Annotated in this window: 19 protein-coding genes and 2 pseudogenes; 9 read left to right on the top strand and 12 right to left on the bottom strand. The window is 70.3% G+C overall.

Annotation, left to right across the window (positions count from 1 at the left end):
* The first annotated feature begins 74 nt into the window (after positions 1-74).
* From ACFV5H_RS09865 to ACFV5H_RS09855, 3 genes are all read left to right on the top strand, one after another.
* Entirely contained in the window at positions 75-1,001 is a 927-nt protein-coding gene (locus tag ACFV5H_RS09865; protein ID WP_385051546.1) for a PfkB family carbohydrate kinase, read from the top strand.
* Positions 1,002-1,271: 270 nt separating this feature from the next.
* A complete protein-coding gene (locus ACFV5H_RS09860) occupies positions 1,272-3,317 on the top strand; it encodes an APC family permease (RefSeq protein WP_385051548.1) in 2,046 nt (681 codons plus the stop codon).
* Positions 3,318-3,383: 66 nt separating this feature from the next.
* Entirely contained in the window at positions 3,384-4,712 is a 1,329-nt protein-coding gene (locus ACFV5H_RS09855; protein WP_385193878.1) for a class I SAM-dependent RNA methyltransferase, read from the top strand.
* Between the two features lie 338 nt (positions 4,713-5,050).
* On the opposite strand, the gene ACFV5H_RS09850 is transcribed toward ACFV5H_RS09855, so the two are convergent.
* From ACFV5H_RS09850 to ACFV5H_RS09840, 3 genes are all read right to left on the bottom strand, one after another.
* On the bottom strand, positions 5,051-5,578 hold the full coding sequence (locus tag ACFV5H_RS09850) for a carboxymuconolactone decarboxylase family protein (protein WP_385193876.1): 528 nt from the start codon (positions 5,576-5,578) through the stop codon (positions 5,051-5,053).
* A gap of 28 nt (positions 5,579-5,606) precedes the next feature.
* Positions 5,607-5,888 (bottom strand): hypothetical protein, encoded by a 282-nt coding sequence (locus tag ACFV5H_RS09845; RefSeq protein WP_385193873.1) that lies wholly within the window; start codon positions 5,886-5,888, stop codon positions 5,607-5,609.
* A gap of 128 nt (positions 5,889-6,016) precedes the next feature.
* Entirely contained in the window at positions 6,017-6,904 is an 888-nt protein-coding gene (locus tag ACFV5H_RS09840) for a LysR family transcriptional regulator (RefSeq protein ID WP_385193871.1), read from the bottom strand.
* Between the two features lie 126 nt (positions 6,905-7,030).
* Here ACFV5H_RS09840 and ACFV5H_RS09835 point away from each other — a divergent pair, with 126 nt between their 5' ends.
* From ACFV5H_RS09835 to ACFV5H_RS09825, 3 genes and pseudogenes are all read left to right on the top strand, one after another.
* Entirely contained in the window at positions 7,031-8,059 is a 1,029-nt protein-coding gene (locus tag ACFV5H_RS09835; protein ID WP_385193869.1) for an alcohol dehydrogenase catalytic domain-containing protein, read from the top strand.
* A 77-nt stretch (positions 8,060-8,136) separates the two neighbouring features.
* A complete protein-coding gene (locus tag ACFV5H_RS09830) occupies positions 8,137-9,213 on the top strand; it encodes a flavin monoamine oxidase family protein (protein WP_385193867.1) in 1,077 nt (358 codons plus the stop codon).
* 105 nt (positions 9,214-9,318) lie between these two features.
* Positions 9,319-9,525 (top strand): annotated as a pseudogene (locus ACFV5H_RS09825) (cytochrome c oxidase assembly protein); the annotation flags it as partial.
* A gap of 82 nt (positions 9,526-9,607) precedes the next feature.
* On the opposite strand, the gene ACFV5H_RS09820 reads toward ACFV5H_RS09825, so the two are convergent.
* From ACFV5H_RS09820 to ACFV5H_RS09790, 7 genes and pseudogenes are all read right to left on the bottom strand, one after another.
* A complete protein-coding gene (locus ACFV5H_RS09820) occupies positions 9,608-10,870 on the bottom strand; it encodes an MFS transporter (protein WP_385194016.1) in 1,263 nt (420 codons plus the stop codon).
* A gap of 123 nt (positions 10,871-10,993) precedes the next feature.
* Positions 10,994-11,869 (bottom strand): annotated as a pseudogene (locus ACFV5H_RS09815) (cytochrome c biogenesis CcdA family protein); the annotation flags it as partial.
* Complete coding sequence (locus ACFV5H_RS09810; protein WP_385193864.1) at positions 11,866-12,621, bottom strand: DsbA family protein; 756 nt, start codon at positions 12,619-12,621, stop codon at positions 11,866-11,868. The pseudogene ACFV5H_RS09815 and the gene ACFV5H_RS09810, both read right to left, overlap by 4 nt.
* A gap of 632 nt (positions 12,622-13,253) precedes the next feature.
* Positions 13,254-13,787, bottom strand: a complete 534-nt coding sequence (locus tag ACFV5H_RS09805; protein ID WP_385051591.1) for a DinB family protein — start codon at positions 13,785-13,787, stop codon at positions 13,254-13,256.
* A gap of 151 nt (positions 13,788-13,938) precedes the next feature.
* Entirely contained in the window at positions 13,939-15,417 is a 1,479-nt protein-coding gene (locus tag ACFV5H_RS09800) for an amino acid permease (RefSeq protein ID WP_385193861.1), read from the bottom strand.
* A gap of 138 nt (positions 15,418-15,555) precedes the next feature.
* On the bottom strand, positions 15,556-16,020 hold the full coding sequence (locus ACFV5H_RS09795; protein WP_385193858.1) for a RidA family protein: 465 nt from the start codon (positions 16,018-16,020) through the stop codon (positions 15,556-15,558).
* 43 nt (positions 16,021-16,063) lie between these two features.
* Positions 16,064-17,311, bottom strand: coding sequence for a MalY/PatB family protein (locus ACFV5H_RS09790; RefSeq protein WP_385051597.1), 1,248 nt, complete (start codon positions 17,309-17,311; stop codon positions 16,064-16,066).
* A gap of 81 nt (positions 17,312-17,392) precedes the next feature.
* On the opposite strand from ACFV5H_RS09790, the gene ACFV5H_RS09785 reads away from it, so the two are divergent.
* From ACFV5H_RS09785 to ACFV5H_RS09775, 3 genes are all read left to right on the top strand, one after another.
* Positions 17,393-17,881 (top strand): Lrp/AsnC family transcriptional regulator, encoded by a 489-nt coding sequence (locus ACFV5H_RS09785; RefSeq protein WP_385051599.1) that lies wholly within the window; start codon positions 17,393-17,395, stop codon positions 17,879-17,881.
* Positions 17,882-17,953: 72 nt separating this feature from the next.
* Positions 17,954-18,637 carry a carbonic anhydrase gene (locus ACFV5H_RS09780; RefSeq protein WP_385193855.1) on the top strand — a complete coding sequence of 228 codons (684 nt, stop codon included), beginning with the start codon at positions 17,954-17,956 and terminating at the stop codon, positions 18,635-18,637.
* A complete protein-coding gene (locus ACFV5H_RS09775; RefSeq protein ID WP_385051603.1) occupies positions 18,634-18,951 on the top strand; it encodes a sulfurtransferase TusA family protein in 318 nt (105 codons plus the stop codon). The genes ACFV5H_RS09780 and ACFV5H_RS09775 overlap by 4 nt, the downstream gene beginning before the upstream one ends.
* A 48-nt stretch (positions 18,952-18,999) precedes the next feature.
* Here ACFV5H_RS09775 and ACFV5H_RS09770 read toward each other — a convergent pair whose 3' ends face one another.
* Together ACFV5H_RS09770 and ACFV5H_RS09765 are read right to left on the bottom strand one after the other, a co-directional pair.
* Positions 19,000-19,713: a GNAT family N-acetyltransferase gene (locus ACFV5H_RS09770; RefSeq protein ID WP_385193853.1), complete on the bottom strand. Its 714-nt coding sequence runs from the start codon at positions 19,711-19,713 to the stop codon at positions 19,000-19,002.
* Between the two features lie 122 nt (positions 19,714-19,835).
* Positions 19,836-21,212, bottom strand: coding sequence for a DUF3500 domain-containing protein (locus ACFV5H_RS09765; RefSeq protein ID WP_385193850.1), 1,377 nt, complete (start codon positions 21,210-21,212; stop codon positions 19,836-19,838).
* Positions 21,213-21,928 lie beyond the last annotated feature (716 nt).

The raw sequence follows: 21,928 nt of genomic DNA, 5'->3' as shown, positions 1-21,928 counted from the left end.
TGTGCGCGTGCCGGGTCCGACGCATCCGCACCACCCGGGCACGACCGATGCCCGGAGCAAGGAGAGAGCCGGCCATGACTGCCGAGATCGACGTCCTCGTCCTGGGCGGCGCGGGCGTGGACACGATCGTGCACGTGCCCGAGCTGCCCGTGCCGCTCGCCGACAGCCACATGATCCAGCCGGGCATCGTCACCCGCGCGGGACAGAGCGGCGACTTCGTCGCCCTCGGCACCAACGCCCTCGGCCTGCGCACCCACCACCTCGACCTGATCGGCGACGACCACGAGGGCGACCTCGTCCGCGCCCTGCACCGCGACCACGGCATCGCGCTCACCGCCGTACCGCAGCCGTGCGGCACCAAGCGCGCCGTCAACCTGGTCGGTCCCGACGGCCGGAGGCTCTCCCTGTACGACGCGACCCGCTGGGCCGAGACGGACCGGCTGCCCGAGGAGACGGTGCGCGAGCTGGCCGCCGTCAGCCGGCACGCCCACGTCGTCATCACCCAGCCGTGCGCCGACGCCCTGCCCCTGCTGCGCGAGGCGGGCGTGACGATCTCGACCGACCTGCACGACTGGGACGGCGCCGATCCGTACCACGAGACGTTCGCCCTCGCCGCGGACCTCGTCTTCCTCTCCGCCGCCGCCCTGACCGACCCGGAGACCACCATGCGCCGGATCGCCGCGCGGGGCCGGGCCCGGATCGTCGTCGCCACCGCGGGCGCCGAGGGCGCGTACCTGCTGGCCGACGACGAGCTGACCCACGTCCCCGCGGCCGAGCCCCCGGCACCGGTCGTCGACTCCAACGGGGCCGGTGACGCCTTCGCGGCCGCCTTCCTGTACGGCCGGCTCGGCGGCGAAGGCGCCCTCCACTGCGCCCGGCTCGGGGCGGTGGCGGGGGCGTACGCCTGCACGGTGCCGTCGACACGGGTGGCCGCGATCGGACCGGAGGCCCTGCTCGCCGGAGTCGCCGGGCGGGTCCCCGGGGCGGTCAGCGGCGCGTGATACTGCGCACGCTCGCCAGCGTGAGGATCCCGAGGCCGACGAGGGCGGCCGCGGCGCCGATCAGTTCTGCGGTCGGGTGCATGGGAACCTCCACGGGGCGTGGCGACTACGGCCGGACTGGTCATATAGGCATGGAACTGCCCCGACCTGCCGAATCCCCGGTCCGGTCACCCGGTGATTTCACCCGGAGAGCAGAGGCCGTATGGAAGCCGTATGGATGTGGGGTGGTGGTTGGGCCGCCCCATGTCCGAAGGCTTACGATCCACTGCTGTGTCCAAATTGACCGACGTGCCCAAACGGATTCTGATCGGGCGCGCACTGCGCAGTGACCGACTGGGTGAAACGCTCCTGCCGAAGCGTGTCGCCCTGCCCGTCTTCGCCTCCGACCCGCTCTCCTCCGTGGCGTACGCCCCCGGTGAGGTGCTGCTGGTCCTGTCGATCGCGGGTCTGTCGGCGTACCACTTCAGCCCCTGGATCGCCGTCGCGGTCGTCGTGCTGATGTTCACCGTGGTCGCCTCCTACCGCCAGAACGTGCACGCGTACCCCAGTGGCGGCGGCGACTACGAGGTGGCCACCACCAACCTCGGCCCCAAGGCCGGACTGACCGTCGCCAGCGCCCTGCTCGTCGACTACGTCCTCACCGTCGCCGTGTCGATCTCCTCCGGGATCGAGAACCTGGGCTCGGCGGTCCCGTTCGTCGTCGAGAACAAGGTGGCCTGCGCGATCGGCGTGATCGTGCTGCTGACGCTGATGAACCTGCGCGGGGTGAAGGAGTCGGGCACGCTCTTCGCGATCCCCACCTACGTCTTCGTCGCGGGCGTCTTCACCATGATCGCCTGGGGCGCGTTCCGCGGGGTCGTGCTCGGCGACGACATGCGGGCGCCGACCGCGGACTACGAGATCAAACCCGAACACCCGGGCCTCGCCGGTTTCGCCCTGGTCTTCCTCCTCCTGCGCGCCTTCTCCTCCGGCTGCGCCGCGCTCACCGGTGTCGAGGCGATCTCCAACGGCGTACCGGCCTTCCGCAAGCCCAAGTCGCGCAACGCCGCGACCACGCTCGCCATGATGGGCCTACTCGCCGTCACCATGTTCTGCGGCATCATCGCGCTGGCCGCCGCCACCGACGTCCGCATGGCCGAGAACCCCGCCAAGGACCTGATCCACGACGGCGCCCCGCTCGGCGCGGGCTACGTCCAGGACCCGGTGATCTCCCAGGTCGCCGAGGCCGTCTTCGGCCACGGCAGCTTCCTGTTCATGATCCTCGCCGCCGCCACCGCGCTGGTGCTGTTCCTCGCCGCGAACACCGCCTACAACGGCTTCCCGCTGCTCGGCTCGATCCTCGCCCAGGACCGCTACCTCCCCCGCCAGCTGCACACGCGCGGCGACCGCCTCGCCTTCTCCAACGGCATCGTGCTGCTCGCCGGCGCCGCCGTGCTGCTGGTGTGGATCTACGGCGCCGACTCCACGCGGCTGATCCAGCTCTACATCGTCGGCGTGTTCGTGTCCTTCACGCTCAGCCAGATCGGCATGGTCCGCCACTGGAACCGGCTGCTGGCCACCGAGGGGGACCAGGCCAAGCGCCGCCACATGCTCCGCTCCCGCGCCATCAACACCTTCGGCGCCTTCTTCACCGGCCTGGTCCTGGTCGTCGTCCTCGTCACCAAGTTCACCCACGGCGCCTGGGTCGCGCTGCTCGGCATGTGCATCTTCTACGCGACGATGACGGCGATCCGCGGGCACTACGACCGTGTCGCCGAGGAGATCGCCGCCCCCGAGGTCCCGAACGACGACATGGTGCGGCCCTCCCGCGTCCACTCGGTCGTCCTGATCTCCAAGATCCACCGCCCCACGCTGCGCGCGCTCGCCTACGCCAGGCTGATGCGCTCCGACACCCTCGAGGCGCTCAGCGTCAACGTGGAACCGGCCGAGACCAAGGCGCTCCGCGAGGAGTGGGAACGGCGCGGCATCGACGTACCCCTCAAGGTGCTCGACTCCCCGTACCGCGAGGTCACCCGTCCGGTGATCGAGTACGTCAAGAGCCTGCGCAAGGAGTCCCCGCGCGACGTGGTCTCCGTGATCATCCCCGAGTACGTGGTCGGCCACTGGTACGAGCACCTGCTGCACAACCAGAGCGCGCTGCGGCTCAAGGGCCGGCTGCTGTTCACGCCGGGTGTGATGGTGACCTCGGTGCCGTACCAGCTCCAGTCCTCCGAGGCGGCCAGGAAGCGCGCCCGCAGGCGGCAGGAATGGGTCGCCCCCGGCTCGGTGCGCCGCGGTCCGGCGGAGCGGGCGAAGGACTCCTCCTCGCACACGTAGACTGGTGGGCTGTTGTCCCGGCCCGCACGGGCCTTCCCGCTCTCGATGTTGTGGAGTCACCCCGCCATGCAGGCAGAACCGAGGAAATCACTGGTGGGGGAGGAGTACGAGGTCGAGGTCGGCCCCGTCGCCCACGGCGGCCACTGCATCGCCCGCACCTCCGAGGGCCAGGTCCTCTTCGTCCGGCACGCGCTGCCCGGCGAACGGGTCGTCGCGCAGGTCACGGAGGGCGAGGAGGGGGCCCGCTTCCTCCGCGCGGACGCGGTGCGGGTGCTGGACGCCTCCAAGGACCGTATCGACGCCCCCTGCCCCTTCGCCGGCCCCGGCCGCTGCGGCGGCTGCGACTGGCAGCACGCCAAGCCGGGCGCCCAGCGGCGCCTGAAGGGCGAGGTCGTCGCCGAGCAGCTCCAGCGCCTGGCCGGGCTCACCCCGGAGGAGGCCGGCTGGGACGGCACGGTGATGCCGGCCGAGGGCGACAAGGTCCCGGCCGGCCAGGTCCCGGCGTGGCGCACGCGCGTGCAGTACGCCGTCACCGCCGACGGCCGCGCGGGACTGCGCCGGCACCGCTCGCACGAGGTCGAGCCGATCGACCACTGCATGATCGCCGCCGAGGGGGTCAGCGAGCTGGGCATCGAGAAGCGGGACTGGACGGGCATGGACTCCGTCGAGGCGATCGCGGCCACCGGTTCCCAGGACCGCCAGGTCGTCCTCACCCCCAAGCCCGGTGCCCGCCTGCCCCTGGTCGAACTCGACCGCCCGGTCTCGGTCATGCGCGTCGACGAGCGCTCCGGCCAGCTCCACCGTGTCCACGGCCGCCCCTTCGTCCGCGAACGCGCCGACGGCCGCACCCACCGCGTCGCCGGCGGCGGCTTCTGGCAGGTCCACCCGAAGGCCGCCGACACCCTCGTCACCGCCGTCATGCAGGGCCTGCTGCCCCGCAAGGGCGACATGGCCCTCGACCTCTACTGCGGCGTCGGCCTGTTCGCGGGCGCCCTGGCCGACCGGGTCGGCGAGGCGGGCGCGGTGCTCGGCATCGAGTCCGGCAAGCGCGCGGTGGAGGACGCCCGCCACAACCTCGCGGACTTCCCCCGCGTCCGGATCGAACAGGGCAAGGTCGAGTCGGTCCTGCCCCGCACGGGCATCACGGAGGTCGACCTGGTCGTCCTCGACCCCCCGCGCGCCGGCGCCGGCCGCAAGACGGTGGAACACCTGTCGTCCCTGGGCGCGCGTCGCATCGCGTACGTCGCCTGCGACCCGGCGGCGCTGGCACGGGACCTGGCGTACTTCCGGGACGGGGGGTACCGGGTGCGGACGCTGCGGGTGTTCGACCTGTTCCCGATGACGCATCACGTGGAGTGCGTGGCGATTCTTGAGCCTGCGGGCAAGGGGTCCTGACCTGCGCTTTTGCTGTCCGGGCGGGTTGCTCGACCTGTTCCCCTCCGTGCAGCGGTTCGAGCGGGCGGATCGGTCTCTACGCCTTGCCGACCTGCGGGTTCGTGAGCGAGGTGCCTGCATGGGCGACGGCTTCGGAGGGGTGTTCGGCGATTCTTGACGCTCGGACGACGCTCGATGCGGAAGCCTCCGCCGGCGCTGCGAGCGACCATCTTCGACCCCGCGTCACCAGGGAACGCGGGGTCGACCGCGCCACTTCGATACCGGTCAGGCATGCGCCCGTACCGACCACCGCGACGCCGGTAGCCGGTACGTGACATGTCGCCGTGGCATCGCCCGGGTCAGATGGCCAGCGCCACCAGGAAGCGGGAGACCATGTTGTACGCCGCGACCGTGGCGACCGCCTCCACCGTCTGGGCCTCGCCGAACAGACGCTTGAGGTGCTCGATGACGTCGGCGTCCACCTCGACCCGGCGTGTGGACTGGTCGGTGAGGGTGATCAGAGCCCGCTCCTCCTCGTTGAAGAGCGTGCTGTCCGCGTCCTCTTCCCGAAGGGTCTTGCTCTTCTCATCGGTCCCGCCCGCCTCCAGGTATGCGGGGTAGTGCACGCCCCATTCGAACTCCGCCCTGTTCAGGGCGGCCACCCGGAGCATGATCAGCTCGCGGTACTCCAGGCTGAGGTCGAACTCGGCGCGGACCCGGCCCAGCAGGCCGTTCCAGCCCGTGGCGAGCGGAACGCTCCGCAGCAGTACGCGGTCGATACCGATCAGCTCGCCGCCCGGGCGGCGGCCTCGCATGCCCGCGAGCAGTTCGGACGGGGGAGACGGAACATCGTCTTCCCGCCAGGGGGTGACTCGAACGGTGCTCACACTGTGCTCCTTGCGCAGAACGGGTATGTCAGACGGTGTCGTAGACCCGTACGTCCGGGTCGGTCGACAGCAGGGGTGCGAGTTCACCCACGACGTCCCGTGTGAAGAGTTCGCTGTCCAGGTAGGCGCGGGCGTCCGCCACCGACCGGAAGCCGTGGAGCACCTGGACGTCCTCGTCCCGGATCAGGAGTTCCTTGCTGGTGGCGCCGGAGACTCCGTCCAGGAACTGCTGCTTGTACTTCTCGTAGACGGCTGCCGCCGCGGGACGGTTGGCGGGGTCCACGGAAAGCGTGATTTCAAGATAGGCCACGGTTATGTCTGTCTTTCCAGTTCGACGAGTGCGCTGCGACGTACTCGCTGCACACCGCCAAGTTAGGCAGACGGAATGCCGTCCGGTAGGGGAGGATATTGAATCCCTCCATAAGCAATCTGTATGGGTCACCGTGAGGCGCCGAGTTGCTGCACAAGCAGCTTGAGGTCCGTGTGCAGGGCCGAGTCCGCGTTCCATACGGCCTCGAAGGAGATCTGCACCTCCCGGCCCGCGTTCAGCAGCGGGCGGTGCGGGACAGCCGGGGAAGTGAGCCGGGACTGGGGAAGCACGGCAGAGCCCAGACCGAGAGCGGCCCATTCCTCCAGGACCCGGTAGCTGGCCGCTTCCCCGGGATAGGTGTGCAGCGGTACCTCGTTTGCATGGAAGAGCTGGGTGGTGAACGTGGTCAGCCCGCAGGCTTCCGGCACGAGGATGAACTGTTGGTTCCCGGCCTCGGTGAGTTCCAGCGAGGTGCCGTCGTCGGCGGCCGTGCCGACGATGACGACGGGCTCGACATCGATGACCCGGTGCTCGAAGCGTGGCATCGCGGTCACGGCCGGGATCAGGATCAGGTCGAGCTGTCCGCCCTGCAGCCCGTCGCGCAGATCCTGCATGTTGGCCTCACGCAGGACGAGATCGCGGGGCGTGGGCAGGTCGCGGACGGCGGCGAAGGCGCGGCCCACCAGGTGCGGTCCGATGAGCGGGGAGACGCCCATACGGATCTTCTGGTCGTCCGGTTCGGTGAGCCGCCGGGCTTCCGCGGTGACGGCGTCCAGGGCGGTGACGGCGCGTTCGATGAGCGGCAGGATGCGGCTGCCGAAGGCGGTCCGGGTCACGCCGCGAGGGGAGCGGTCGAAGAGTTTGCCCCCGAGTCGTTCTTCCAGTTTCGCGATGCCGTTGGACAGGGCCGGCTGAGTGACTCCGTAAGCCCGCGCCGCCGCGCTGAAGGAACGGGTCTCGGCGACCGCCTGCGCGTAGCGGAGAGCTTCTACGTTCAGTCGTTCCGTCATAGCCATCGCTTATCGCCTCATTCGCTGGAGTCGCCTACCGCTGCGGCTCACCCCCGTTTACCGTGGGCCGCCGATGACCTGGTCATCATTCACCCTTATAACACTCATCCGCGTTCCCTCAGGAAGTGCACTGTGTCGGATCCCGCCGTCGCCATGGTCGTGACCGAGCCGGACGGGCCGTTGGTCACGTCCGCCGTCGACACTGCCCCGCTGGAAGGTCAGCAGGTCCGGATCTCCGTCCGGGCCAGTGGCGTGTGCCACGCCGACATCGGCACGGCCAGGGCCCCGAAGGCAGGCCCGGACGCCCCCGTGACTCCCGGACACGAGGTCGCCGGCGTCATCGCCGAGGTGGGCGGCCAGGTGCGCGGCTGGACGGTCGGCGAGCGGGTGGCCGTCGGCTGGTTCGGCGGAAGCTGCGGGCACTGCGCCTTCTGCCGTGACGGTGACGTCGTGCACTGCCGCGAGCGGAAGGTGCCCGGACTGTCCTACCCGGGCGGCTGGGCACAGAGCATCACCGTGCCGGCGGACGCGCCGGCGCGCGTCCCCGACGGCCTGGACCTCTTCGACGCGGCGGTCTTCGGCTGCGCGGGCGTGACCACCTTCAACGCCGTCCGCAAGGCCGGTACGCGGACCGGGGGCCGGGTCGCCGTGTTCGGACTGGGTGGGCTGGGGCACCTCGCCGTGCAGTTCGCGGCGAGGCTCGGGTACGAGACGGTTGCGGTCGCCCGCGGCGCCGACCGCGAGGAACCGGCCCGCGGACTCGGCGCCCGGCACTACGTCGACAGCACGCGCGAGGCCCCCGGTGCGGCCCTCGCGGCCCTCGGCGGCGCCGACCACATCATCTGCACCGCCTCCACCACTGAGGCGCTGGGCGAACTGGTCACCGGCCTGCGGCCGCACGGCCGGCTGACGCTGGTGGGCGTGGACGACGGCTCCCTGTGCCTCCCCGTGGGCCTGCTGGTCGGTCAGGGAGCGAGCGTGACCGGGCACCTGACCGGCAGCGCGCGGGAAACGGAGGAGGCCATGGCCTTCGCCGTCACCAACGGAGTCCGGCCCATGATCGAGCGAATGCCGCTGCGGGAGGCCGGCGCGGCCGTCGCACGCCTGCGCTCCGCATCCCCCCGGTTCCGTATCGTGCTGGACCCGTCCCAGGTGTCCTGACTGCCGGATCTCTCCCGTCCGCCCGTCGCGCAGGCAGCGTGCCGGGCGGTCCTCCACCGTCCCGAAGGGAACCCGCCATGCTCAGCAGCGGCACTCTTGACGTCATCGTGGTCGGCGCCGGCGCGGCCGGGCTGACCGCCGCGACCGTACTGCACGAGGCCGGGCGCAAGGTCCTGTGCCTGGAAGCACGGACACGGGTCGGTGGCCGGCTGCTCAGCGAGCCCGTCGACGGCGGCACTCTGGACCTGGGGGCCACCTGGTTCTGGCCGGGGGAGCGGCGGGTCGCCGCGCTGGCCGTCCGGACCGGGGCCGAGATCTTCGACCAGCACCTGGCAGGGGACGCCGTCCTGCACGACCGGTCGGGGGCCCACCGGTATCCCGGCAACATGATCGACGTTCCGTCCCACCGTTTCGCGGCCGGGGCGCAGCGTCTCGCCTCGGCACTCGCGACCAGCCTGCCCTCGGACGCCGTACTGCTGGACGCGCCCGTCACCGCGATCCGGCCCGCCGGTGCGGACGGGGTCGACGTCCACCTCCCGGAGCGGGCCTTCCGCGCCGCGCAGGTCGTCCTGGCCGTACCACCCGCGCTGGCGCTGGAGCGCATCGACTTCGCCGGCGCGCTGCCCGACGACCTCGTCCGCCTGGCCCGCTCCACTCCCGTGTGGATGGGGGCCGTCGCCAAGGTCGTCGCGCGCTACTCCACCGCCTTCTGGCGCGTGGACGGGCTGGCCGGCGCGGCCTTCAGCAGGATCGGTCCGCTCCAGGAGATCCACGACATGTCCGGCGCCGACGGACGTCCCGCGGCGCTGTTCGGCTTCGCACACGCCCGGACCGTCCGGCCGGGCTTCGAGGACGCGGTGTCCGCACAACTCGGCGCGTGCTTCGGGCCCGCCGCGGCCTCGCCCGAGGCCGTGTATGTACAGGATTGGAGCCGCGAGACCTGGACGGCCCCGCGTTCCGTGCACGCCCTCAGCGACTACTCCGTCTTCGGCCACGACCTCTACCAGCGGCCGTCCCTCGACGGCCGGCTGCACTGGGCCTCGACCGAGACGGCCACCGACCACGCCGGGCACATCGAGGGCGCTCTGCACTCCGGCGAGCGCGCGGCCCGTGCCGTCCTGTCCGCGGCCGCCCACGGCCTCCCCCTGGGCTGACCCGGACAACACGCGGCCGGCGTCCGGACTCCGTTCCCTCGACGCGGGTACGTACCGGCGGCTCTCCCACGCGTTGGCGCCCGGGGCTTCGCGGTCTGCCAGTTCGCCCCGGTACGCCGCCGCTGGCGCCCGACCGGGCGCGGGACGTCCCTGCTGGCCGCCGGCGCCGCGCACGCCGTCCTCGCCAAGTTCCTGTACGCGGTCGAGCCGCCCGGCGCCGCCTTCGCGGCCGAAGACCTGCACACCGGCGCCCACGTCATGTACTACGGCGGTGACCTGGTCGAAGCCGCGCTCGCCGTAGTGCTGACCGCCTCCTGGTACCAGGTGACCGGCCGCGTCCGGGCCGCACGCGGCCGCCCGCGGACGCGGTGCCATCCGGACGCCGACGCTCGTGTCAGCGTGCGCGCACGAGGACCGCCCAGAAGGCGAGCACAGGCAGGACCAGGACGGCGGCGACGGCGTTCAGAACGCCGAAGCCGGCCCAGCCCATCAACGGCCCGGCGAGGCCGGCGCCCACGGCCGCGACGACGTTCATCGCGGTGTCCGTGGTGCCCTGTACGCCGGGCAGCAGGGCGACGGGCGTGGTCTCGCTGAGCATGGCCGAGCCTGCCACCAGGCTGAAGGACCAGCCCAGTCCCAGGAGGAACAGCCCTGCCATCATCATGCCGACCGAGTTGTGACCCATGCCCGACAGCGCGGCGGACACGAGGAAGACCGCCTGCCCGGCCACGATGGCCGGCATGTGACCGATCCGGTCGGAGAGTCGGCCGACGAGCGGGGAGAACGCGTACATGCCCAGCAGGTGGCCGCTTATGGTGACGCCGACGACGGTGAGCCCATGGCCGTGCTCGGACATGCTGACCGGGGTCATCGTCATGACCGCCGCCATGACCGTGTGGGCCACGACGATGGTCACGAACGCGAAGGCCGCGTGCGGGGTGTGGCGAAGGTGCCGCAGGCCCGCGCGCACTGTCCCGTTCTGCGGATCATTCTTCTGCACGGCGCTCTCGGCTCGTGCCGTCGGGATGGTCGTGTCCTCTTCCACGGGTGCGTCGGCGTCGTGGTAGCGGCGGGACAGTGTGAGCGGGTCGGGACGCATCAGGCCCCACAGCAGAGCCGATGCCGCTGCCGTGCAGACGGTGGCCAGGACGAACGCCCCGGCCAGGCGCGGAAGGTGGAGGGCCGACGCCACGGCGGCACCGGGGCCGGCGAGGTTGGGTCCGATCACCGAGCCGATCGTCGTGGACCACAGCACGATGGACAGCGCGTGGGCCCGCCGGTGCGGCGTGGCCAGGTCCGCGGCGGCGTAGCGGCTCTGCTGGTTGGCGGCGCTGCCGACGCCGAAGAGCAGCATGCCCACGATCAGCAGAGGGATCGACCTGTTCACCGCTGAGGCGATGAGCAGGCCCCCGCCGGCTGCGGCGACGAGCCATCCTGCCCCGAGAGAGGCCCGGCGACCGCGCCGTTGGGCGAGGAGGGCGAGCGGTATGCCGACCAGGGCGGCGCCCGCTGTGGTCGCCGTGCGCGCCAGTCCGGCGTACGCCTCACTCTGGGCCACGGACTCCGCGAGCAGGGGGCCGACCGACACCGAGACGCCCACCCCGACCCCGCCGACGATCTGTGCCGCGGACAGGACCCGGACCGTGCGCTTCTGCACCGCGCGCACTCCGTCCTGCTCCTGCCACGGTGTCGGGGCTGTGTCCTGTGGCGTACTCACGTGTCGGCGCTCCTTGGCGGGTCGGCTGAGTGGGGTGTCGAGAAGGAGAAGGGCGTGCGGGGTGGACGGGCCGGGTTCAGAGGTCGTGCCGGGAGGGTTCGGAACGGGATTTCGGCCGGGGCCGTCCCGGCGTGCCAGCAGGACGACGGCGGTGAGCGCGGCGGCCGCGGCCAGGACGAGTAGGAGGACGCGGTCCGGTACGGCGCTGCCGAGGCGTGCGAGGTGTTCTTCCAGCCCTGCCTGGGTCTCGACGCCGACCGGGGAGGGGAGGGCCGCCGTGCCGTCGAACAGCAGGAAGACCACGCCGAGCAGGATGAAGAGGATGCCGCCGACGAGGGAGGTGGTGTGCCAGGAGAAGCGTCCCAGCCGCAGGGTGCGGCCTCGTAGCCAGCGTTTGTGTCCGAGGTCGAAGCGGTCCCAGAGCAGGGCCAGGGCGAACAGGGGGACCGCCATGCCGAGTGCGTAGACCGCGAGCAGCAGGCCCCCGTGGGCGGGCCGGCCGCCGAGGGCGGCGAGGGTGAGGATGGAGCCGAGGATGGGGCCGGCGCAGAAGCCCGCCAGGCCGTAGACGGTGCCGAGGGCGAAGACGGAGACGGCCGATCCGGAACGGCGGGCGCCCGCGGCTTCCTGAAATCGGCGCACTCCGAATCCGATCCCGAGGATCTGTGCCGCTCCCAGCGCGATCACGGTCCAGCCGCCGATGGTGACCAGCAGGTCCCGGTGGCCGTAGAAGAGACGGCTGGCGAAGGAGCCGGCGACGCCGAGCGGCACCAGGGTGGTGCACAGACCGAGATAGAACAGGCCGGTGCGCAGCAGCAGCTTGGCCGGGCTGGTGAAGGAGTAGGCGAAGAAGGCCGGCAGCAGCAGCGCGCTGCAGGGGCTGAGCAGGGCCAGCAGGCCGCCGAGGAAGGCGGCCAGCAGGCTCGCGTCGCCGTTCACCGGGCGGCCTTCGCGGCTGCCTCGGCTGCCTCGATGGTCTGCTCGAACGTGTCGGCCGGCTGTGCGCCGAGGACGGGAACGTCGTTGACCAGGAAGGCGGGGGTGCTGGTCACGCCGAGGGAGTAGCCCTCGTTCTGGTCCCGTTGGATTGCCGTGTCCGCCGCGTCGGAGTCCATGTCCGCGCGCCACTGGGCGAGGTCGGTCACCCCGGCGGCCTCGGCCATGGCGGTCAGCTTGTCGGTGGAGAAGGCGCCGGTGTTCTTCTTGTGCGTCGTGCTGTACGCCTGGTCGTGGAACTCCCAGAACTTGCCCTGTCGGCCGGCCGCCCAGGCGGCACGGGCTGCCTGCTCGGATTCCTCGCCGAAGATCGGGAAGTTGCGCCACTCGATGCGCAGCACTCCCTTGTCGACGTAGGAGCGGATCAGCTCCGGTTCGGTGTCGCGGGCGAACTTCCCGCAGTACGGGCACTGGAAGTCGGAGTACTCGATCATGACGACAGGGGCGTCGGCGTCCCCCACGGCCAGCGGGTCGTCGGTGTCCCGACGGGCCAGTGCGAGCAAGGCGCTCGTCTGGGCGTCGGGCGTACTGGTGTCGGCGACGGCGGAGTCCTGTGACGCGGTGCCGGACGGCCCGTCGTCGAGGGTGAGGGCGAGAACCGCTGTGACGACGGCTGCCAGCCCGGCAGCGATGGCGGCGAGTGTGCGGTTGCGCCGGCGGACGCGGGATGCGGCGGGGGAGGAAGAAGACGGCATGACGGGAGACAACCTCGTGCTCGGTGTGCGAGTGACGGACGGCGGTGGGCGCACAGCGCTGTGGCCGTGCGCCGGGCCGTGACCGAATGACGGCTGGTCGGCGCGTGGCGCGTGAGAACGCGCGAGCGTCCGGCCTAGATCCGCATCCGGTCGGGTACGGCCCGCCCCGTCGGCGGGGAGAGTCCCGACGTCACCACGTCTCGGCACACGTGGGCCGAGACCGTGTCGAGCCCGGTTGCAGCCACGGCGGCCGTCCGGGCCACCGGCTCCGTCGTCTCCAGGAGGCGTACGTCCGGCTGAGCGATGAGCGCTTTCCTGCACGGGGCCGGTGTGCTGGGTGCATCGCACTGGGAGGAGCCCGGCCGCACCGCATCGGTGGCATCGTCCGGTCCCTGGGCCGCCGTATCCGCCGAGGCGGTCACGGTCCCGGGAGTCGACAACCCGGCGCCGACGTCGAGAGCGCGTGTTCCGCATGCCCACGCACTCAGCACAACGAGCAGCGACAGCAGGACGAGGAGACCGCTCCGCGCTCGCGCGGAGCTCGTCACCGCGGTCACCGCACGGAGCCGGGGAAGAACTGACATCACCTCACGTCACGTCCGGAATGTGCAGGACCGGTCGCACCGCGCGTGTCACGCATAGGGGTGCAGGCACAGATAGCCGTCGATACGGCGCACATGGTCGGAGTCCGGGTCGGCGGGCAGTGCGTGCCCGAGGTGCTCGGCGCGGACCTCGCCGATCCACTGGTCGTGCTGGTACTCGTGGTTGACGAGAGCGGTCAGCAGATGCGTCGCGACGATGGTCATCTGGGTGGGCGCGCCGACCTTCCCGGCCGCGATGTCACCGATGCGGGCATGCACCCGCTCGGCGACGGTCTCCCGGAAGGCCGCGAGCCGCTCCACCGTGGGGAGGGCACCGCGGAACTTCTCCGGGTTGGCCGAGTCCATGAGTGCGTCCAGTTCCGGGTCCGGGCTGGGCTCGGCGGCCGTGAGATTGCGGATCATGAAGTGGGCGACGTGTGCCTGGTGCCCCAGGTGCCAGCCGATGGCGCTGAAGTCCTCGCGCGGTCGCCATATCACCTCGTCGGGCGCGAGGTCCCGCCACAGCTCGTCGGTGTACCGGCGGGCACGGTCGTACTCGCTCAACAGCGCCTGCAGTTCGTGCACGGCTCTCCTTCAGATGTCCGGTCCGGTCTGTGGGCCCAGGTCACGAGCGAGGGCTCCGCGCTCTTCGGACGGCGCGGCTGGTGGCGGCGGACCGCCGCCACTGTAGAGAGCCGCAGCACGAGCCGGTAGGAGACGAAGCCGAATGCCCTCATCACTGCTCTGTATGGCCCACGCCGGGCACGGCGCGGTGGAGCGGCTCCGCCGGCCCCGGCGAGCTGGGCTCTTGAACCGGCTGATCACCGGCCGAGTGCCGCTTCTGGCCCTTGGTGTAGAAGGTATAAGCGGCGAGTACCACCAGGACCCAGACGCCGGAGACGATCAGCGACACACGGGTGTCCGGGAGGATCGCGACGCAGGCGAGGACGACCGCGATGAACGCCAGGGCGAGGTAGTTGCTGTACGGGTAGAGCGGCATCCTGTACCGGATGCTGTCCACCTGACCGCTCTGGACCTTGATCTTGCGGAACCTGAGGTGGCTGATCACGATCGATCCCCAGGCGCAGATCAGGCCGAAGACGGTGACGGACGAGAAGACCGTGAAGACCTGATCGGGCATCAGCAGGTTGAGCAGCACACCGGCGGCCATCGTCACGAACACCGCCGTGACCGCCTTCGACGGAACGTTCCTGTCGTTGACGGTGCCGAGGAACTTCGGCGCGTTGCCCTGGAGCGAGAGGTTGTAGAAGGTGCGGCTGTTGGTGAAGACGGCCGAGTTCACGGCGGAGAGGACGGCGGTGACGACGACGACGTTCATGACCGTTGCCGCGGCCGGTACGCCGATCTTGGCGAAGACGGTGACGAAAGGGCTGCCCGAGCCGTTCAGCGAGGTCCAGGGGAAGACGGTGACCAGGACGGTGATGGCACCGACGTAAAAGATCATCAGTCGCCAGAAGGTCGCGTTGACGGCCTTCGGCATGGTCGTGGCGACGTCCTTGGTCTCACCTGCCGCGATGCCCAGGTTCTCCACGCCGCCGAAGGAGAAGGCGACCATGACGATGGCGAGGAACGCGCCGCTGACGCCGTTGGGGAAGAAGCCTCCGTGCTCGTGGAGATGGCCGAGGCCGATGGCGTGTCCCCCGTTGCCGACACCGAAGACGACCATGGCGAAGCCGAAGAGGATCAGCGCGATGATCGCCACCACTTTGATGATCGCGAACCAGAACTCCGCCTCACCGTAGAACTTCACCCCGACGACGTTGACGACGAACATCACGGTGACCGCCACCGCCGCCGTCGCCCAGATCGGCACAGCGGGGAACCAGTACTGAACGTAGCGTCCGAGGGCGTTGAGTTCGGCCGCGGTGGTGGCGAGGAGGAAGATGAACGCGTTCCACCCGTTCAGGAAGCCGGCGAACCGGTGGATGTAGCGGTTGGCGTAGGAGATGTAGGCCCCGGACACCGGTTCGGCCACCGACATCTCGCCCAGGGCCCGCATCACGAAATAGATCGCCACGGAGGCGACCACGTAGGTGATGATGATGGCGGGGCCGGCGGTGGCGACCGCCGATCCGGAACCGTAGAACAGGCCGGTTCCGATGGCACCGCCGATGGCGATCATCTGGATGTGCCGGCTCTTGAGGTCCCGTTTGAGGTCTTCTTTTTCGTAGTCCTTCGCGGCTCTTGCGGTCATGTCACTGCTCCCTGGACGAAGAGGGTGGTGCTCTGACGAAGGGACGTGCAGGTACGCGAAAGCCGCAGCGAGGGCGCTGCGGCGCGCGCCCGTGGCCGGCCACGGGCGCGTAAGGAACGCGGGTGCGCAGAGGCGGTGTCAGACGGTGGCGATGACCGCTTCGATCTCGACCGGGGCCCGCATCGGCAGGGCGGCGACTCCGACGGCGGAGCGGGCGTGCTTGCCCGCCTCACCCAACGCCTCGACGAACAAGTCGGAGGCACCATTGGCGACCAGGTGGTGTTCGGCGAACTCGGGAACGCCCGCGACGAACACGGTGATCTTCAGCAACCGGCGGATCTGGCCGAGGTCGCCCAGGGCGGCCTTGGCCTGGGCCAGGACGTTCGCCGCGCACCAGCGGGCGGCGAGCTGTCCGGTGGCGACGTCCAGGTTCCGTCCGAGCAGTCCGGTGGCGACCAGGGCACCGTCCCGAAGCGGGAGCTGACCGGAGGTGCGCAGCAGGTTGCCCGACCGGGTCCAGGGCAGGTAGTTGGCGACGGACCGGGCCGGCTCCGGCAGTGGCACGCCGAGTTCGGCCAGGCGGGTTTCGACGGCGGATGTCATGGGTGTCCTCCGGTAGGTGCCGTGCTTGTTGTCCGTGCGCTGTTCAGAGGTTCTCGACGGCCGTGAGCAGCCGGTCGATGGCCTCGTCGACCGTGGAGCGGGGACAGCCCAGGTTCACCCGCATGTAGCCGTGGCCCTCGACGCCGAACTTCTGGCCCTTGTCCAGCCACAGCCGTGCCTTGGTGAGCATGAACTTGTCGAGCGACGCGGCGTCCATCCCCAGTTCCCGGCAGTCCATCCACGCCAGGTAGAGGGAGTCGGCAGGCAGGACCCGCACCTTGGAGGTGGCGGAGTTGACCGACTGGGCGAAGTGGGCGTGGTTGCCGCGCAGGTAGGTGAGCATCTCCTCCAGCCACGGCTCGCCGTACGCGTAGGCGGCCTCGGCGGCGACCATGCCGAGCACGTTGACCAGCGGGAACATGTTGCGGTCGTACTGGCGGGCCAGTTCCGCCCGCAGCCGCGGGTCGGGAACGAAGACGTTGGCGCTCTGCAGTCCTGGCAGGTTGAACGTCTTGCTGGGGGCGGTGCAGGTGATGCTGTTGCGGGCGAACTCCTCGCCGAGCGAGGCGAACGGGATGTGCTTGCGGTTCGGGTTGATGACGAGGTCCTGGTGGATCTCGTCGGAGACGACCAGGACGCCGTGGCGGGCGCAGATCTCGCCCATGGTCCGCAGCTCGTCCTCGGTCCAGACATTCCCGGTGGGGTTGTGGGGATGGCTGAGGATGAACAGCTTGGTGTCGGGGCGGATGGCGGCCTCGAACGTCCGGGCGTCGAACCGGTAGCCGTCGTCGGTCCGCACGAGCGGCGCCAACGCGAGGTGGCGGCCGTTGAGCAGGACGTCGTCGTGGAAGTGGGCGTAGACCGGCGGCTGGATCAGGACCGAGTCACCCGGCGCGGAGAACGCCTGAACGGCCGTCTTGAGCGTGGTGATGATGCCGGCGGTCTGCATCACCCACTCATTGGGGACCTCCCAGCCGAACCGCCTGGCCTGCCAGCCGGTCACGGCGTCGACGTAACTGTCCGTCGCGCCGCCGGGGTATCCGAAGACACCGTGCTCCACGGCCTGGTGGAGGGCGTCGATGACGACCTGGGGAGCCTTGAAGTCGGTGTCGGCGACCCACATCGGCAGCGGGTCGGCCGCGACCTCGTCGGCGGTGAGGAACTGCTGGGCGGAGGCCCATTTCATCGAGTTGCTGTTCTTGCGGTCGATGACGGTGTCGAAGGCTGATCCGGTGGTTCCGGCGGGGGCGGCCTGTCGTATCCGGTCGGCGCAGAGGGGGTCGGTTGCCATGGCTGGATGCTAGTCATGACAGCGAGCAAAGTGTTCGTGAACTTTGCCAGGTAGCTGCGTTCGCGAGCTAGAATCTCGCGCATGGACGTGACAGACCGCAAAATACTTGCCCTTCTCCAAGCTGAGGGGCGGATGACGCTCACTGATCTGGCCGATAAGGTCCGGCTCAGCGTCTCCCGGTGCCAGCGACGTGTCCGCGAGCTGGAGGCGGCCGGAGTCATCCGCGGCTACCGCGCGGTCGTCGATGCCGCGGCTGTGGGATTCGGGTTCGAGGTCCTGGTCTTCGCCACGCTCAGTCGCCCCGACGCGGTCACCGAATTCGACCTGGCACTCGCTGACGTCCCCGAGGTGATCGAGGCCCAGCGTCTTTTCGGCGAACCGGACTACTTGATCCGCGTGGTCACGGCCGACCTGCCGTCGTACCAGCAGCTCTACGAGTCCGTGCTCATCCACTTGCCGGGGGTGCGCAGCCTCAACTCGACCATCGTGATGAAACACGCGGTCCACCCACGGCCCCTGCCCGAGCGACCCTCGCGGGAGGGCGGGGCGCCACCTGTTCACCGCGCATGAGCACGATCCGTTCAGCCAGGTCAGTACACCCCCGCACCATGACGAGGCGGCTGCGGACGTAACCTGCGGCCCATGAGTGACGCCACCCGGGACATCCCCGCCACCCCACGCGAAGCCTTCGACCTGCTCACCACCGGCAACCTGCGTTTCGCCGCCGGTGCACCCCGCCACCCCAACCAGGACGCCGCCCGCCGCGCCGGCACGGCGGTCGCCCAGCACCCCTACGCCGTGGTGCTCGGATGCTCCGACTCCCGGTTGGCCGCGGAGATCATCTTCGACCAGGGGCTGGGGGACCTGTTCGTCGTGCGCACCGCCGGCCACGCCGTGGGGGCGGAGGTCCTCGGCAGCATCGAGTACGGGGTGAGCGTGCTGGGCTGTCCGCTCGTCGTGGTCCTCGGGCACGACTCCTGCGGCGCCGTCGCGGCGACCCGGGCCGCCGTGCAGGACGGTACGACCGCACGCGGGTACCTGCGGGATGTCATGGAGCGGGTGACTCCCAGTGTGCTGGCCGCCCAGGCCGCCGGCGTGAGCGAGGACGACGGCTTCATCGCCACGCACGTCCGCCACACCGTCGACCTGCTCATGGACCGCTCACAGGAACTGGCAGACCGGGTCGCCTCCGGACGTACCGCGGTCGTCGGCCTGACCTACCGCCTGGCCGAGGGCAGTGTCCGGACGGTCGCCTCCCGGGGTCTGGACCTGCCGCCGGACGGGACCGCAGCGCCCGCGGTCGCATCGACATCCACCGTCCGATGACCACGCCCCCGCCCGCCGAACCCGACCTGACCGTCGACGGCACCGGCCTGCTCTGCGTCACCCTCCTGCTCCGCCTGCGCGATCGGATCGCCGACGCGCCGCCGGGCACCGTCGTCCACGTCATCGCCACCGACCCCGCGGCACCGCTCGACCTGCCCGCCTGGTGCCACATGACCGGCCACACCTACCTCGGTCCCGTCCCCGGCGAACGACCGGTGTACGCCCTGAGGCTCACCGCCGGCGCGCGCGCCACCAGCCCCGACGCTCCCTGGCACCCGCTCCGGCGCCGGCAGGAGCGGCCCCGGAGCCGGTGACGCATCTCCGTCGGCCGGCCGTTTCGGGCGGACCGCGGACGCGGAACGTCACGGCGTCCGGAAACCCCGGAAGGTGACCGGCCTGCGGGTCTTGAAGCCGAGCCGTTCATACAGGGTGACCGCACCGGTGTTCGCCTCGGCCACATGCAGGAAGGGACGATCACCGCGCGCCACGATGCGCTCGGTGAGAGCGCGGACGAGGCGGGCGGCATGGCCCTGCCCGCGCGCCCCGGGAGCGGTGCAGACGGCGCTGATCTCGGTCCAGCCCGGAGGACGCAGGCGTTCACCGGCCATCGCCACCAGGGTGCCGTCGACCCGGACACCCAGGTAGGTGCCGAGTTCATGGGTACGGGGCCAGAACGGCCCCGGCTCGGTCCGCGCGGCGAGATCCAGCATCTCGGGCACGCTGTCCGCGCCCAGCTCGACCACATCGGTGTCGGACTCGGAGCCCGGTCGGCCGGGGCGGCCGTCACCGTCACCGGGCCAGATCATCTGACGGCCCTCAAGGCTGAAGACCGGCTCCCAACTCGACGGCGGAACGGCCGGACAGCTGAACATGTCGGCGAAGGCGCCCGGACCGAGCAGCCGGGCCAGGTCGCTCCAGTCCTCCGCGTCCGGGTCGGCGGACACGGAGGAGAAGGTCGCCACTTCGGTGAGATAGGTGGCGGCCCGGCCGAGCCTTCGGGCGAGATGCGCGTGCCGGCCGCCGAGCGACTGACCTACCGGGTCGTCGAGTACCGGGTCGTCGTCGTTCCTCGTCATGCTGTTCCTCTTCCGTTTCGCACGATTCCGTCGAGGACCGTCCGGATGCGTGACAAGCGCACGTCACCCAAGAGGCAGTGAGGGTGTGATCTCAAGTATGCAGAGGCGGGGGGCGCCGCGTGTCAGTGGTCGGTCTCCAGGTGGAGTTTGAGGAGGTCGACGCCGTAGTCTCCCCCGTTGGGCGTGCGGATGATGGTGTGGATGTGCTGCTGGGTGGGGGTTCCACCGCCCATGCCGCCACCGCCCGGGCCGCCGCTGGGCATGCCGGTGGGCTGCCCGCTCGGCATGCCGGACGCCTGGCCGCTGGGGGCACCACCGCCCATCTGGGCGTTCTCGCCGTAGGCCAGCGGGGACTGGGCGTCGTACTCGATGAGTACGACGGGGCTGTGCACCCGGTAGTAGAACGCGGAGGAGTCCTTGGTCGCGCCGATCCAGTAGAAATACGTGTCGTCGAGGTGGTCCTCCACCTCCTTCATCTTCACCGCGGCGTGACCGTCGTCCATGTAGCCGACGTAGACGCCGACCAGGTCGAGCAGCTTCTGGCGCTGGGCGGAGGTGAACTCCCTGGCGGCGAGGCCCCGGTACGCCAGTTCCAGGTTGTCCTGGCCGGCCCCGGCCACCATGTCGGTGCCGGCCTTCTCGTCGGCGGAGATCACCTTCTTGCGCTGCGCCGAGGTCAAGGACCGCAGCAGCGCCAGACCGGCCTTGGTCTCCGGCTTGAAAAGGGTGATCTTCTCACCGTTGTACGTGGCCGAGGTCGGTTCCGAGCCCATGAAGGTGGGGGACATGACGACCTGGTCGCCCAGGACGAAGTAGTTGATGGCCACGTGGTGGCCCTCGTACTGGAAGCCCCAGGGCTTGGTCGTCGACGGGGTGCCCATGAAGGTGAAGTAGTAGTGCCCCTCGGTCAGCGTCTCCCTGCCGCCGCCGCTGTAGTCGCCCAGGAACGCGTTGAGCTTCATGATGTTGCGCGTCTGGGTCAGCCCGTCGGCCGACAGGGCCTTGCCGAGCAGCACGTAGCCGAGGTCGCGCTGCTTGTCGGTCAGGTCGCCCATGCGGGCGCCCTCGCGCTCGTAGCCGTCGACGTTGCTCCAGGCCAGCCACTCGTCGTCGTCCACGTCGAACACGGACGCCCGGCGTACCTTGGCGCTGAGCCCGTCCAGGAACGCCTGGGCGGCCTTCACCACGGCGTCCGTCGAGACACCGGTGGAGTGGATCGAGAACAGGTCGTCGACGACCTTCCCGTCAGTGGTGACCCCCTTGAAGTCGGCGTACTTCACCTCGGTGGCGCCGGGACCCATGCCTCCGGCGCCACCGGGCCCACCGGACGGCATCCCGTTCCGGGTGCTGCTGGACGCGGAGCCGGTGGTGTCGGACGATCCGGCGGAACAGCCGGTCATGGTCGCCACGGCTGCGGCACCGCCGAGCAGCAGGGAGCGGTTCATGAACCAGCGGCGGGTGCGCTCGGTGGCGGGGGTACGGGGTCGGTGTGCTTGCATGGGTGTGACACTCGCCGAAGCTTCTTATTTCTTCGTAAGCTGTTCCTGTCAAGGGCCTGTGAGATCGCGGCAGGCGGCAGGTGGCGGCTCCCGCGACATGAGCCGTTCTCCGCCCCGCGTCGTTGCCGCGCGGGTCAGGACGATCACGCCGCGGGACTGAGGCTCTGCACAACGGGAACCCGCGCCGCGCGCCGGACACGGCATCACCTCGCTCGCCGCCTACGGCCGGATCGACATGATCGAAGGACCTCGGTCGAGGGAGTGCCGATCAAGCGCTTTCCCTACCAGGGAGACAGCCTCGCCTGGTGCCACAGCGAGCAGTACCAGGCGGTGCTTCACTTCCGCGAGTCCTCATCGTGGAAGACGCCGACGCGTAGACGCAACGCTGCGACGGAGGGAGGACGGCCCCGCCCCGGCGGCCGTCCTCGGCGAGGGCGTGCAGGGGCAGACTGTCTGGTGCGGTCATCGTGCTGATCTCCTTCGAGCTTCGACATCTCGAAGATCAGCCGGTGGCCGTTCATCTATGCGGGCACCACCCCGATGCCGGAGCAAACCCCCGGATCAGGTCGAACCCGTAAACCACTTCCCTGGACGCAACCGAAAGCGCCTCTGACCTGGCCTTTCTGCGACGCGCTCAGGTCGACATCTTTCCGATGACGCATCACGTGGAGTGCGTGGCGATCCTGGAGCCGGCTGGCAAGGGTGCCTGACCCGCT

Source organism: Streptomyces sp. NPDC059787 (assembly GCF_042732315.1).
Taxonomy (GTDB): domain Bacteria; phylum Actinomycetota; class Actinomycetes; order Streptomycetales; family Streptomycetaceae; genus Streptomyces; species Streptomyces atrovirens.
The sequence above is the reverse complement of the archived record's forward strand: the minus strand, read 5'-3'. Positions and strand labels throughout refer to the sequence as shown.